General features: G+C 72.3%; 10 protein-coding genes. 6 read left to right on the forward strand and 4 right to left on the reverse strand.

Features of this window, described 5'->3' with window-relative positions:
* The first annotated feature begins 31 nt into the window (after positions 1 to 31).
* Positions 32 to 1,672 carry a cytochrome P450 gene (locus ACZ4WQ_RS10090; RefSeq protein ID WP_398375301.1) on the forward strand — a complete coding sequence of 547 codons (1,641 nt, stop codon included), beginning with the start codon at positions 32 to 34 and terminating at the stop codon, positions 1,670 to 1,672.
* Positions 1,669 to 3,417 (forward strand): acyl-CoA dehydrogenase family protein, encoded by a 1,749-nt coding sequence (locus ACZ4WQ_RS10095; RefSeq protein ID WP_398375302.1) that lies wholly within the window; start codon positions 1,669 to 1,671, stop codon positions 3,415 to 3,417. The genes ACZ4WQ_RS10090 and ACZ4WQ_RS10095 overlap by 4 nt, the downstream gene beginning before the upstream one ends.
* Positions 3,418 to 3,437: 20 nt before the next feature.
* Here ACZ4WQ_RS10095 and ACZ4WQ_RS10100 read toward each other — a convergent pair whose 3' ends face one another.
* The gene (locus ACZ4WQ_RS10100; RefSeq protein WP_398375304.1) at positions 3,438 to 4,838 is read right to left on the reverse strand and encodes a helix-turn-helix domain-containing protein; all 1,401 of its coding nucleotides are present in this window, start codon (positions 4,836 to 4,838) and stop codon (positions 3,438 to 3,440) included.
* 544 nt (positions 4,839 to 5,382) lie between these two features.
* Here ACZ4WQ_RS10100 and ACZ4WQ_RS10105 point away from each other — a divergent pair.
* Genes ACZ4WQ_RS10105 through ACZ4WQ_RS10120 form a run of 4 tightly spaced genes read left to right on the forward strand, consistent with a single transcriptional unit; the run spans position 5,383 to position 9,646 of the window.
* A complete protein-coding gene (locus ACZ4WQ_RS10105; protein WP_311723182.1) occupies positions 5,383 to 6,759 on the forward strand; it encodes an MFS transporter in 1,377 nt (458 codons plus the stop codon).
* Between the two features lie 31 nt (positions 6,760 to 6,790).
* Positions 6,791 to 7,819 carry a 3-oxoacyl-ACP synthase III family protein gene (locus ACZ4WQ_RS10110; protein ID WP_398375305.1) on the forward strand — a complete coding sequence of 343 codons (1,029 nt, stop codon included), beginning with the start codon at positions 6,791 to 6,793 and terminating at the stop codon, positions 7,817 to 7,819.
* Positions 7,820 to 7,850: 31 nt separating this feature from the next.
* Positions 7,851 to 8,153: a phosphopantetheine-binding protein gene (locus ACZ4WQ_RS10115; RefSeq protein ID WP_311723180.1), complete on the forward strand. Its 303-nt coding sequence runs from the start codon at positions 7,851 to 7,853 to the stop codon at positions 8,151 to 8,153.
* On the forward strand, positions 8,150 to 9,646 hold the full coding sequence (locus tag ACZ4WQ_RS10120; RefSeq protein ID WP_385345037.1) for an AMP-binding protein: 1,497 nt from the start codon (positions 8,150 to 8,152) through the stop codon (positions 9,644 to 9,646). The genes ACZ4WQ_RS10115 and ACZ4WQ_RS10120 overlap by 4 nt, the downstream gene beginning before the upstream one ends.
* A 7-nt stretch (positions 9,647 to 9,653) precedes the next feature.
* Here the strand turns inward: ACZ4WQ_RS10120 and ACZ4WQ_RS10125 are convergent, their stop codons facing one another.
* From ACZ4WQ_RS10125 to ACZ4WQ_RS10135, 3 genes are read right to left on the reverse strand one after another with little or no spacing between them, the layout of a single operon-like run.
* Complete coding sequence (locus ACZ4WQ_RS10125; protein WP_398375307.1) at positions 9,654 to 10,604, reverse strand: HAAS signaling domain-containing protein; 951 nt, start codon at positions 10,602 to 10,604, stop codon at positions 9,654 to 9,656.
* Positions 10,601 to 10,939 carry a PadR family transcriptional regulator gene (locus ACZ4WQ_RS10130; protein WP_311723177.1) on the reverse strand — a complete coding sequence of 113 codons (339 nt, stop codon included), beginning with the start codon at positions 10,937 to 10,939 and terminating at the stop codon, positions 10,601 to 10,603. Before ACZ4WQ_RS10130 ends, ACZ4WQ_RS10125 begins: the two co-directional genes overlap by 4 nt.
* Before the next feature lie 33 nt (positions 10,940 to 10,972).
* Positions 10,973 to 13,255 (reverse strand): sensor histidine kinase, encoded by a 2,283-nt coding sequence (locus ACZ4WQ_RS10135; RefSeq protein ID WP_398375310.1) that lies wholly within the window; start codon positions 13,253 to 13,255, stop codon positions 10,973 to 10,975.
* Positions 13,256 to 13,398 lie beyond the last annotated feature (143 nt).

Here is a 13,398-nt window from a genome sequence, read left to right on the forward strand (position 1 = left end):
CGCCTCCCGCCGCCGAGCCGAGGACATCGCCATGGACACCCGCCGGGCTCCCGCCCCACAACCGCCCGACCAGCTGGATCTCGCCGACCCCCTGCTGCACGCCCACCACGACCTGGGGCCGCTGTGGCGCCGGCTGCGTACCGAGGCCCCCGTCCACTGGCAGCCCGAGACCGCGCGCGGCCCGGGGTTCTGGGTGGTGAGCCGCTACGCCGATGTCGTCTCGGTGCTCAACGACAGCGAGACCTTCACCTCCGAGCGCGGCAATGTGCTCGACACCCTGCTGGCGGGCGGCGACTCGGCGGCCGGGAAGATGCTCGCCGTCACCGACGGCAGGCCGCACCAGGCGCTCCGCAGCGCCCTGCTGAAGCCGTTCTCGCCGCGCTCCCTGGAGGTGGTGGTCGACAGCGTCCGGCGTGGCACCCACGCGCTGGTCGAGGAGGCGGTGGAGCGGGGCGAGGTGGACTTCGCCGCCGAGGTGGCCGCGCACATCCCGCTCGCCGCCATCTGCGACCTGCTCGGCGTCCCGGCCTCCGAACGGCGGCACATCATCGACCTCACCTCCGGCGCGCTGTCGTCCGCGGACGGCGCGCCCACCGAGGAGGCGACCTGGGCGTCCCGGAACGGCCTGCTGCTCTACTTCTCGGAACTGGCCGCGCAGCGCCGCGCCAAACCGTACGACGACGTGGTCAGCCTCCTGGTGACCCGGGAGATCGACGGCAGGCCGCTGACGCACGAGGAGATCGTCTTCAACTGCTACAGCATCATCATGGGCGGACACGAGACGACCCGCTTCGCGATGGTCGGCGGGCTGCACGCGCTGATGGAGCGCGAGGACCAGTGGCGGGCGCTGTCCGACGGCCGGGCCGAGATCGCCCCGGCCGTCGAGGAGGTGCTGCGCTGGACCACCCCGGCGCTGCACAGCGGCCGGACCGCGACCCGGGACGTCCTCCTGGACGACCGGTTCGTCGAGGAGGGCGACATCGTGGTCACCTGGTTGGCCTCCGCCAACCGCGACGAGCGGGTCTTCGACCGGCCGGACGACTTCGACCTGTCCCGCACCCCCAACAAACACCTGTCGTTCGCCCATGGCTCGCACTTCTGCCTCGGCGCGTTCCTGGCCCGCGCCGAGCTGACGGCCCTGCTGGAGAGTCTGCGGCAACTCGTCGCCAAGGCCGAGCCGGCGGGCCCGCCCCGGTATGTGTACTCCAACTTCCTGAGCGGCATGTCGGCTCTGCCGGTCGCCCTCACGCCGAGTTGCCGAGTGCTTGCCGGGCCCGTTGCCTGGGAGGCGTCCTCGGCCGCGCTTACCGTCGGAAACATGACTCACACTCCTGCCGCCGTCGGCGCCGAAGCGGTCTCCCCCGTGGTGTGCGGCATGGTCCGCCTGGTCGCCCCGCGCAAGCTCGACCAGGTCGAGCTCGACCACCGGCTCGTCGGCGACCTCGGTTTCCACTCCCTCGTGCTCGCGGAACTCGGCTACAACCTGGAGGACCTGTACGGCCTCCGGACGCTGACCCCCGAGGAGACCATGAAACTGGAGCGCGTCCGGGACGTGATCGAGTTCGTCTCCACCGAGGTGGCCGGCGGCCGGGCCCAACTGCCCCCCGACGACGAGGTCGCCGCCCTCTTCGCCCGCTACGGCGCCGACGCCCCCGCGGCCCCCACGGCATGACCGGCGAGGCGTCCGACCGCCCCTCCTACGCGCTGGCCGCGGACTTCGAGCGGGTGCTCGGCGACCCGGCGGCGCCCGGCGGTCCGTTCAGCCACGCGGAGACGGTGGCGCACGAGGAGCTGGGCGAGCTGCCCCCGGGGGCGGTGGAGCTGGTCCGGTCCTGGGGGTTCAGCGGCTTTCTGGTGCCCGAGGAGTTCGGCGGCCGGCTGCGCAACCTGGAACAGCTGGTCCTGCTGACCCGTTCGCTCGCCCGCCGCAATCTGACGGTCTCGGTGATGTTCGGCTCGGCGCTCCTGGGCGTCAACCCGGTGTGGCTGTGGGGCGAGGAGGAGCAACGGGCCCGGGTGGCGCGGGGCCTCCTCGACGGGGACCTCGCCTGTTTCGCGGTGTCCGAGCCGGACCACGGCAGCGACCTGGGCACCAATGAGACCACGGCGGCGCCGGACGGCGACGGGTATGTCCTCACCGGGGAGAAGTGGCCCGTCGGCAACGCCACCCGGGGCCGTTTCCTCACCGTCTACGCGGCCGTCGAAGGCGTCGGCCCGTCCCTGCTGCTGGTCGACAAGAGGCGGCTGGCGGCCGGGAGCTGGGACAACCACCCCTTCGTACGGACCGTGGGCCTGCGCGGCCACGACCTCAGCGGGATCACCTTCCGCCGGACCGCGGTGCCCGCCGGCGCGTTGCTCGGCCGCCCCGGCGGGGGCCTGGCCCAGATCCTTCAGGTGCTCCAGATCACCCGCACGGCGATCGGTGCGCTGTCGCTCGGCACCATGGACTCGGTGCTGCGGATCGCGCTGCGCCACGCGCGGGAGCGGGTGCTGTACGGGCGGGAGATCTACGGCATCCCCGTCATCCGGCGGCACCTGGTGCGCTCACACCTCGATCTGCTGATCGCCGAGTGCGTGACGCTGCCGGTGGCCCGCTCGCTGTCGGTCGCCCCGTCCCGGCTCAGCCTGTGGTCCTCCGTGGTCAAGTACCTGGTGCCCACGCTGGGCGAGGAGGTCCTGCAGGAGGCCGCCCGGGTCCTGGGGGCACGCGGCTATCTGCGCGAAGGGGTCGCCTCGGGCGCCTTCCAGAAGCTCCAGCGCGACCACGCGATCGCGAGCGTCTTCGAGGGCACCACACACGTCAACCTCCATGGCATCGCCTCGCAGCTGCCCGCCGTGGCCCGGGTGGCCGACCGTCCCGCCCCCGGCCAGGAGGCCGTGCTGCGCCCGCTCTTCGACTGGTCCGAGGAGGCCCCGGTGTGGCACCCCTCGGGCCGGGCGCTGCGGCTGACCAACGCCACCGAGGACGAGATCACCCGGGGGTGGGGCCCGGCAGCGGCCGAGGCCCGGCTGATCGCGGAGCGCGAGCTCTCGCCGCCCGAGGCCGACGCGCTCGTCAAGGTTCTTGACGCGCTGTCGGCGCGCCGCGCGGCCTTCTACACGCGGATCGCCGCAGAGTCGCTCGACGCGACGACGACGGACGGTCAGGACCGGGCCGCCGAGCACTGCGTCCACCACGCGGCCGCCTCGTGCCTGTACACCTGGCTCTACTCCTTCGCGGAGGAGCGGACCCGGGCCGGGGGCACCGGATGGCTGGTCCTCGTACTGCAACGGCTGCTGTGGCGGCTCGACCCCACGGCCGAGCCGGACGAGGCGCTGCTGCCGTGGCTGGAGGAGCTGATGTTCGCTTGCCTCGACGGCCCGGAGTACTTCTCCCTCCGGGCCGTCAAGGCGGCCGCCGGAACGGCGGCAGGCTGAGCGGGATGGCCGGCCCCCGGTCAGGCGGCGGGCCGGCCGGCGCGGCCCAGGGGCAGCGGCTCGGCCGACCGGGCGGTGCCGGAGTCGGCGGACGCGGCGGTGTTCTGGGGGTGTTGCCGTTCCAGCTGTGTCACCACATGCCGCACCAGCGCGTGCACGCGGTAGGTGTACTGCCGCTCCCGGTGGGTCTGCACCAGCGAGGCGTCGACGAGCTCGGCCAGCAGATGCGCCACCCGCACCAGGTCCGGGCGGCGGCTCGGCTGCGCGGTCAGCACATCGTCCAGCGTGAAGCCGTCCGGCAGGGCCACCAGGTCGCGCAGCAGTTGCCGGTGCGGGGCGGGGAGCAGGTCGTAGCTCCACCGCACACTGTCGGACAGCGTGCGATGGGCGCTCAGGCCCCCCGTGTCGGCCTGGCCGAGCAGATGGAAGAGCGTGTCCTCCTGGAGGAGCGAGGTCAGCGGCAGCGATCTGAGCCGCTGGGCGGCGATCTCGATGGCCAGCGGCACGCCGTCGAGGAGCCGGCACAACCTGGTGACCATCGGGAGGTGATGGGCGAGATCCAGGGTCGGCAGCCCGGCCTGCACCCGGCGCAGAAGAAGCTCCACCGCGCTCGGCACCGGCATGTCGCGGCCCTTGGGCCCGTCCACGCGCAGCGGCTCGACCTCCCAGGTCTCGGCCGCGCCGGCGGCCGGCGCGCGGCGCGAGGTGACCAGCAGATGGAGCCCGGGATGTTCGTCGAGCAACTGCCGTGCGAGACGGGCGGTCTGCTGCGCGACGTGTTCGGCGCCGTCCAGGATGAGCAGTCTTCGCCCGCTGTGCACCCTTCGGGCCAAGTACCCCGATTCGCTGGTGAATTCCCGTGTGATGCGCGTCAACTCGGCTCCTGCGTAAGCGGGGTCGAGGTGTTCGGGCGGGCAGTCGCGCAACTCGACCACCGCGACCCCGTCGCGGAACAGCGGGCGCAGCCGGGACGCCGCCGCGAGGGCCAGCCGCGTCTTGCCCACACCGCCGGGCCCGGTGACCACGACCAGTCGGCTGCGCTGCGCGGAAGCCAGGATATGGCGCATATCGGTCTGTCTGCCCACTAACGGATCGCCCAGGGGCCGGGGGCCGTGCCACGGCGAGAGCTCGGCCGTGCGGTGCGACTGCGCGTCCTGGTGCTGGTCGGGCACCACCGTCATGTCGTCACCGCCCCAGGAAGCCGCCTCAGGGAGCGGGGCGGGCCCCGCGCCCAGGGCGCTGAGCAGCAGTGCGACCGACGTTCTGCGCGGGTTGGTATTGGAGCCCGTCTCCAGATTGCGGATCGTCCGCACGCTGACACCGGAGCGCTCGGAGAGCTCCTCCTGCGTCCAGCCGGAGATCCTGCGCTGACTGAGGAGAAAGTCCCGCAGCTGATGAATGTCGGTCCTGTCGAACGACATGAAGTCATTCGGAATTACCATTGAGTTAATCCCCCTTAGCGATGACACATGCGCTGCCCTTGCGCATCTCGTACCGTGCGCCGCCTGATGAGCCGGGGCCCGGGGGCCGGGCCCCGGCGGAATCGACCCTCATCAAATCCCCGTGACATCGAATCGTCCCAATTGGCGCGACTTCCAGGGTGTTCCGGTGTGGCAAGAAAGGGACCCTACTCGACAACTCGCCCGAGTGGGAGTGGTAGCCTTGACAGGAAGGCGCCACTTGTCCACTAGTTGACAAATCTGCCGATGCGGCTGTATCGAGACATCCCGCCGCCCCGACATCTCGGCATTCCGGCATTCCGCGCTCCCAAAACATTCGTTCGCCATCGCAGAGTCGCATTCCCCGGCGCTCCCTTCGTTGCCCCCTCGACGAGCGGCAATTTCCCCCGTGAGTTGCCGGTGTACTGCCTGGCCCGCGTCGTGACGCATCGACCAGCATGCTGCGCGAGATCCACTGCGCAGGCCCGGACGGGCGACACGGTGAACGGACAGGGGGGCGGAGACGATGGCGCGGTCACGTCCCGAGGGGCCCGAGAAGGCCGAGGAGACACAGAGCGCTCAGGGGAGCCCGCCGTCGCTGTGGCGCGACCGCGACTATCTGTACTGGTGGTCCGGGAACGGCCTGTCCACGCTGGGCACCAGCGTCTCCACGCTCGCCTTCCCCCTGCTCATGCTCTACACCACCGGGTCGGCGACGCAGGCGGGCACCATCACCGTCCTGCACATGCTCGGCAAACTCGCCACCCTGGCGGTGGGCGGGGCGCTGGCGGACCGGGTGTCGCGCCGCGCCATCCTGTGTCTGGTCCCCCTGGCCGAGGCGGCCTCGATGGCCGCCGTCGCCCTGCTGGTGTACCGGGGCGATCCATCGGTCCTGGCGCTCGACGCGCTGGCGCTGGTCGGCGGGTTGGCCGCCGGGCTGAAGATCGGCGTCTCGACGCCGGTGCTGCGCCGGATCGTTCCCAAGGAGCAGATCGCCGACGCGACCGCGCAGAGCATGGGCCGCGACATGGTGGTCCAGCTCGTGGGCGCCCCCCTCGGCGGGCTGCTGTACTCCATGGCCCGCTGGATCCCGTTCCTCTTCGACGCCGTCTCCTTCGTGTTCATCACTCTGAGCTCGCTCCTCATCCGCCGCCCCCTCGGCCCGGACCGGCGTGCCGACGGCGAGCGGCGGACCGGTCTGGCCGCGGACATGAGGGACGGCCTGCGCCTGATCAGACGCAGCGACTACCTGGTGTTCACCCTCGCGTGGGGGGCTCTGCTCAACACCGTGGCGCAGGGGCTCACCCTCCTGTTCATCGTGCTGGTGCGGCACCGCGGCGGCGGGCCGACGGCGGTCGGTGTCGCGACCTCGCTGGCGGTCGCCGGCGGTGTCATCGGGGCCGTCGCGGGACCGTGGCTGATGCGGAGGCTGGGCGCGCGGCGGGTTCTGCTGCTGTCCGCCTGGGTCTTCGTGGCGTCCTTCGCCGTCGTGGCGCTGGTGCCCCAGCCATGGCAGATCGGCCTGGTGCTGATGTTCGGCATGACCAGCATGGTGCCGATGAACGTCGTGATCGAGTCGTACGAGGTGCGGCTGGTCCCGGACGCGTATCTGGGCCGGGTCGCCGCGACCGGCCAGTTCTTCTTCCAGGCGATGCAGTGGATCGGCCCGCTGGCGGCCGGGGTCCTCGCCGACGCCCTGGGGGTGGAGGCGGCCGTGCTGATCCTGGCCGTGGCCATGGCCCTGCTGGCGATCGCGCTGCACACCGCCCGGCGCCAACTGAGCGTCCTGGACATCCCGCTGGCCGAGGTGGCCGAACTTCCGGCCCCGCCCCCGGCGGCCGGCCGTCCGTCCGAACCCGAACCCGATCACCCGCACGCCGGGGGCTCGACCCTGAAGCGGTGAACACCCACCTGTGGGAGCGAAGGGACAACACGTGGCCACTTCAGTGGAGATGGGCATCGTCGCGACGGGCACGGCCTTCGGCGAACGCCGTGGGGTGGCCGGGACGGCGGCCGAGTACGTACCCGATCCCGAGGTCGTCGGCACCCTCGGGTACGAGACCTACCACCGGGTGGCCGGCGGTGTCACCGCGACCGACCTCGCCGCCGAGGCCGCCAGGTCGGCCCTGGCCGAGGCGGAACTCGACATCGTCGACATCGACCTGATCGTCGTCGGCCACTCCGACATCCCCGAGTACCTGGGCTGGGACTCCTCGGCGGCCGTGGCCAGGGCGCTGGGCGCCTACGGCACCCCCACCGTGCTGCTGACCCAGGTGTGCGCCGCCTGGTCGGTGGCGCTCGACCACGCGGCGGGCGCGATGGCCCTCTCGGCCGACACCGACACCGTGCTGGTGGCCCTGGTCAATGTGGCCAGCGAGGCGCACACCAACCGGATGGACTTCAACGGCGCGATCGCCAGCGACGGCGCCGTGGCGGCCGTGCTGCGGCGTGGCCATCCACGCCTGCGGCGGCTCTCCTCGGCCCACTTCACCAATCCCGAGTACGCGGACTTCTTCCGCGTCGAGTTCGGCGGCTCCGCCGCTCCGCTGCCGCCCGCGGGCCGGGCCGATCTGCACGCGGACCCGATGGCCGGGATCTTCCGCCACTTCGGCCGCGACCCCGAGCGCTTCCAGGTGTTCATGAAGGAGATCAGCGGGCGGATCGCGGACGTGGTCGACCAGGCCCTCACCCGCGCGGGAAAGGGCCGCACTCAGCTCTCCCGCCTCATCTACCTCAACGACAACCAGCAGACGATCCGCGAGGCCGCCGAGGCGGTCGGCCTCCCCATCGAGCGCACCAACGCCGCACTCGCCCGCGAACTGGGCCACATGGGCGCCGCCGACCAGCTGATCTGTCTGCGGCGGCATCTCGAGGCCGGAGAGGTGTCGCCGGGGGATCTGGTGGCCCTCGTGGGTGTGGCAGCGCCGGGCATGCACTGGTTCTGCACGCTCATCGAGGCGTGAGGGAAGTCAGCGACCAGTGGAGGGAAACCCCATGCCCGCACAGCCCCACGCCGCCGCTCCGGCGACCGCGCCCGCCGTCTCCGAGGACGACATCGCCGCCTTCGTCGTCGAGCGGTTTCTGCCCGGCGTCGACCCGGCCGAGCTCGACGCGGACTACGACCTGCTGGCCACCGCCGTGATCGACAGCCTCGGTGTGCTGCGGATCGCCGAATGGCTGGCCGACCGCCATGGCGTCGCCGTCCCCGACGAGGCGCTGACCACCCGGGGCTTCCGCTCGGTGCGCGCCATCCGCATCACGGCCGAGCGCGCGGCGGCCGGGGAGGGGAGGGCATGACCCGCACATTCGTGACGGAGTTCGCGCGCCACGCGGCCGCCAGGCCCACCGCCCCCGCGCTCATCTGGGAGGGCCGCGCGGTCGGTTACGGCGAGCTGTACGCCATGGCCTGCCGGGCGCGTACGCAGGTGGTGACCGCCGCCCCGGACGCCGCCCGGCCGGTGGGTCTGCGGATGCGCAAGTCCCCCGGGGCGGTGGCCCTGGTGCTGGGCGCTCTGATGGCCGGCCGCCGCCTTCTGCTGCCGTCCCACGAACTGCCCGAGACACCGGCCAAGGAGCTGTACCAGCAGGCGGGCTGCCAGGCCGTGCTCGGCCTGGCCGAAGGCCCGCTGATCGACGGGGTGGTGGACCCGGACGCGGTGTCCGGGGGCGCCGGGGAACACCTGCCGCCCGCTCCGGTCGACGACGACGCCATCGGCTTCATGCTCACCACCTCCGGCTCGACCGGCCTCCCTAAGATCGTGCCCCTGTCGTTCGGCGCGGTCACCCGGTTCACCGCGTGGGGGGCCGAGACCTTCGGGATCGCCGAGGGCACCACCGTCCTCAACTACGCGCCACTCAACTTCGACCTGTGCCTGCTGGATGTGTGGACCACCCTGACGTACGGCGGCACCGTCGTGCTGGCCGACCCCGACCGGGGCGCCTCGGCCGGGTATCTGCGCGATCTGGTGGCGGACCACCGCGTCTCGCTGATCCAGGGCGTGCCGTTGCTCTTCCAACTGCTCATGGAGGCGTCGGCCGGTGAGGAGCCGCTGGAGGTGGCCCGGCATCTCGTCTTCGCCGGTGACAGCATGCCCGCGCGGGTGCTGTCCGGGCTCTCCGCGGTCTTCCCGTACGCCCGCTGGTACAACAACTACGGCTGCACCGAGACCAACAACAGCTTCCTCCACGAGGTGGACCGCGACCGGGCCGTCCGCGTCCCGCTGCCGATCGGCCGCCCGCTGCCCGGTGTGAGCTGGCTGATCGTCGGCGCGGACGGGCGCGCCCTGACCGGCCCCGGACAGGGCGAGCTGTTCGTCAACACCCCGTTCCAGACCGCGGGTTATGCGAATGTGCCGAACGACGCGAAGTTCGGCCCGCACCCGGACGGCGTCCCCGGCCTCGTCTACTACCGCAGCGGCGACATCGCCACCCGGCACGAGGACGGTTCCCTCAGCGTGCTCGGACGCACCGATTTCATGGTGAAGGTACGGGGGTTCCAGGTGAGCACCCAGCAGGTCGAGTCCATCCTGCTGGAGCACCCGGCGGTGGCCGAGGCCGCCGTCGTCGCGCTCCCCGACCCGGTGGCCGGACACCGTCTGCACGCGCGGCTGCGCCTCGCCGAGCCGGGCTCCGTGGGGGTGCTGGCCCTGCGGCAGTACTGCGCGGAGCGCACGGTTCGGGCGGCGATCCCGGGCGTGATCGAGACGGTGACCGACCCGCTGCCCAGGACCTCCACCGGCAAGGTCGACCGGAACCGGATCAGGGAGTCCCTGCTCGCCGCCGAAGCTTAACTGAACGTCACCGCGCCGCGCGGAAGCTCTTGAACACTCCGCTCACGCCCACGGCGAGCACGATCAGCGCCGTCCCGGCATAGGCCTGGTCCGAGGACGACCACAGGGTCTCGGCGTCCTTGAGGAAGTCCGGGTTGAAGAAGTCCCGCTGGTAGAGGACCCAGGCCAGGGGCAGCGTGAACAGCGCCTGGGCCACGGCGTTTCCGGTGGCCAGCGGGATCGTCCAGCCGCGCGCCGCCACCCGGGCCAGCTGGACCACGGCGAGCCCGGCGAGCCCGGCGAGCATCGGCCAGATCCAGCCCGACCACAGCCCCGGGGCGAGCACCTCGATGTGCTTGCCGTCCCCGCCCGCGCCGTCCATCCGGTAGGGCTCGGCGGTGTGCTGCCAGATGATCAGCCCGAACAGCAGCGTCACCCACACCGCCGCGGCGCAGGCCGCGACGCCGCCCTTGTCCGGCTCCCGCACCTCGGGCAGATCGTCGGGTGTCCAGGTGGCGGCGTCGACCACGCCCTTGCGGTGACGGACCCGCTCCAGCACGCCGAACACCACGGTGAGCACGGCGATGATCTGACAGCCGAGCGTGAACAACGTGCTGATGCCGCCGCCTATCGCCGCGCCCAGGTCGTCGTCGTCCAGCACATCCAGCACGACGACCCCGAACGTGATCGCCGGCAGGACGGTGCACAACAGCGTGACCAGCAGCCGGATATAGGTGGAGTAGAGGTCGGGCCCGATCAGGGCGAGCGGGCGCTCCGAGTAACGGGCGGCGTACCGCACCGGGTCGCCGAGCTCTCTGAGCACCTCGCGCTCCGCCACGCGCGGGTCGGCCGGACCGCGCCCCTCGACGGTGTCGGCGATGGTGGTGCGCAACTCCTCGGCGATGTCCTCCCGCTGGTCGGCCGGGAGCCGCCGGACGACCTCGTGCACATAGCGTTCGGTGAGCACACTCGTACTCATCCACTCTCCTCCGTAAGTCGTGAAATCGAGGCGACGAGGTCCTGCCACTCGCGCACCAGGCCGCTGCGGACCCGGGACCCATCGGGGCTGACCTGGTAGAACTTCCGCGGCCTTGACTCGTCGGTGTTCCATTCGCTGGTGAGCAGGCCCTGCTTCTCCAGTCGGCGCAGCAAGGGGTACAAGGTGTTGCCGTCGACGGTAACCCCCGCGTCGTTGAGCGTTTCCAGGAGCGCGTAGCCGTAACTCGGCTTCCGGAGCAGCGCCAGGCAGGCCAGCACGACCGTCCCGCGGCGAAGCTCCTGAGCCTGGGCAAGGGTCAGATCTTCTACGGACACACGTCACACGATACTGTGCGGCACACACTAATGTCACCCCTGCGGGCCGGGGCGTGGCGCCGAGGTCGGGAGGGTGATCGTCACCGAGGGGGCGCCGTCGGCGGTGTGCTCCACGGTGCCGCCCATGGCCTCGACGAGATCCCGGGACAGCCGCAGCGCGGAGCCCTCACCCTCGCGCCCCGCCGGCGCGCCGGCCATGTCGTCGGCGGTCGGCCTCGAGATCCGGACCGTCACCCGGTCCGGTTCCACCTCGGCGGTGAGGGCCGGCGGGGCGTCGGGCGGACTGTTGCGCAGGGCGTCGGCCACCAGCGTGGCCAGCACCCGGGCGAGGAGGGCGGCGTCGGCGATGACGTCGGGCAGCTGTTCCGGCAGCCGCAGCAGGATGGAGTGGCCGCCGGGGCCGAGGTCGTCGAGGGCCGCGGTCAGCACCTCGTCCAGGTCGACCGGGCGCAGATAGAGGGCTCCGGCGCGCGGCCGACCCGGCTCCTCGGGCTCCGCCCCCGCGGCGCCCCGGGCGAGCCCGCCCCGGGTGTGCGCGATGCCGAGTTGCGTGGCACACGCGGCGAGGATGCGGCGGTCGTCGCCGCTGAGGCCGGGGCCGCGGGCGGCCAGGGTGAGCCGGTCGTCGACGCGCGCCTCCACATCCGCGTCGTACGGGCGCTCCGGCGGCCGTGCCCCGGCGCTGGCGACGACGTACCAGCGGGGCTCGGGGCCGTGCTCCGGATCGCGTTCGAGCAGGCTGACCGCGGCGAGGGAGAAGTTCTCCCGCACCTGCTCCAGCAGCGTCGGCAGGGCTTCCCCGCGCATCATGGCCGCCGCCATCCGGCTCAGCGCCCGCGCCTCCGACGTCGCGCGCATGGCCTGGTGCGTACGGCGGGCGGCCACCCCCGCCGCGGTGCCCACCAGCCACGCGGCGGCGAAGAACACCACCAGCGCGACGATGTCCACGGCGCGCTCGACCTTCAGGGAGTGCAGTGGCGGGGTGAAGTAGTAGTCGGTGAGCAGGGCCGCCGCGAGCGCGGTGAGCAGCGCGGGCAGGCGCCCGCCGACCAGAGCGGTCAGCACGACGGCGAGCATGTAGAGCACCAGGGCACCGGGCAGCCCGAGGGTGCCGCGCAGCGCGGTGAGGACGAGGGTCAGCAGCGGCAGCAGCAGCGCGGCCCCGGCGATCGCGGACCAGTACCGCACCGGTCCGGTGCCCCGGATCGGCCGGGGCGGCCGGGGCACGGAGGCGCCCGCCGCCGCCTCGTGGGTGACGATGTGGACATCGATGGGGCCCGAGCGGTGGATGGTGCGCTGCCCCACGCCGGCCCGCAGCAGCAGCGAGAACCTGCCGCGCCGGCTGGCGCCGAGCACGATCTGGGTGATGTTCTCGGCCTTCGCGAACTGGAGCAGCGCCTCGGGGATGTCCTCGCCGGTGGTCTGGTGATAGCCGCCGCCCAGCGACTCCACGAGGGTGCGCTGATGGGACAGCGCGGCCGGGTCGCTCCGCACGAGCCCGTCGCCCGGCACGACATGGAGGGCCAGCAGCTCGCTGCCGGGGGTGCGCGCGGTGATCCGGGCGGCGCGGCGGATCAGGGTCTCGCCCTCCGGGCCGCCGGTCAGGCCGACCAGAATGCGCTCCCGGGTCTCCCACGGGGCGGTGATGCCGTGTTCGGCACGATAGCGCTGGAGGCCCTCCTCCACCCGGTCGGCCAGCCACAGCAGGGCCAGCTCGCGCAGCGCGGTCAGGTTGCCCACCCGGAAGTAGTGGGTGAGGGCCGTCTCGATCCGGTCCGGGGGATAGACATCGCCGTGCACCAGACGCCGGCGCAGCGTCTCGGGCAGCAGATCGACGAGCTCGATCTGGTCGGCGCGGCGCGCCACCTCGTCGGGCAGCGTCTCGTGCTGGGTGACCCCGGTGATCTGCCGCACGACGTCGTTCAGCGACTCCAGGTGCTGGACATTGAGCGTGGTGACGACATCGATGCCCGCGTCGAGGAGCTCCTCGACGTCCTGCCACCGCTTGGCGTTGCGCGACCCCGGCACATCGGTGTGGGCCAGCTCGTCGACCAGGGCGACCTGGGGGCGCCTGGCCAGGACCGCGTCGAGGTCCATCTCGGTCAGGGACACCCCGCGATGGACCACGGTGCGCCGGGGCACTGTCTCCAGCCCCTCGGCCAGCGCCGCCGTCGGACGCCGCCCGTGCGGCTCGACCAGTCCGACGACCACGTCGGTCCCCAGGGACCGCAGCCGCTGGCCCTCGTGGAGCATGGTGTACGTCTTGCCGACCCCGGGGGCCGCCCCGAGATAGATCCGCAACCGTCCACGGGCCATCGGCGGACTCCTGTCGGCTCTGCTCTCGGCTCTGCGACATGGCGCGATCACGCGCCCCGCACCTCCATGGTGCGCTCGCGGCGACACCCTGGCGTCCGAGGGGCGCGGCGCGCTCACTCCATCGGCCGGATTTACGGCGAGGC

This window comes from Streptomyces sp. NPDC028305, from assembly GCF_055569495.1.

Coding starts and splice junctions, on each gene's coding strand:
- ACZ4WQ_RS10090 (WP_398375301.1), top strand. CDS start 32: ATGGACACCCGCCGGGCTCCCGCCCCACAACCGCCCGACCAGCTGGAT.
- ACZ4WQ_RS10095 (WP_398375302.1), top strand. CDS start 1,669: ATGACCGGCGAGGCGTCCGACCGCCCCTCCTACGCGCTGGCCGCGGAC.
- ACZ4WQ_RS10100 (WP_398375304.1), bottom strand. CDS start 4,838: ATGTCGTTCGACAGGACCGACATTCATCAGCTGCGGGACTTTCTCCTC.
- ACZ4WQ_RS10105 (WP_311723182.1), top strand. CDS start 5,383: ATGGCGCGGTCACGTCCCGAGGGGCCCGAGAAGGCCGAGGAGACACAG.
- ACZ4WQ_RS10115 (WP_311723180.1), top strand. CDS start 7,851: ATGCCCGCACAGCCCCACGCCGCCGCTCCGGCGACCGCGCCCGCCGTC.
- ACZ4WQ_RS10120 (WP_385345037.1), top strand. CDS start 8,150: ATGACCCGCACATTCGTGACGGAGTTCGCGCGCCACGCGGCCGCCAGG.
- ACZ4WQ_RS10125 (WP_398375307.1), bottom strand. CDS start 10,604: ATGAGTACGAGTGTGCTCACCGAACGCTATGTGCACGAGGTCGTCCGG.
- ACZ4WQ_RS10135 (WP_398375310.1), bottom strand. CDS start 13,255: ATGGCCCGTGGACGGTTGCGGATCTATCTCGGGGCGGCCCCCGGGGTC.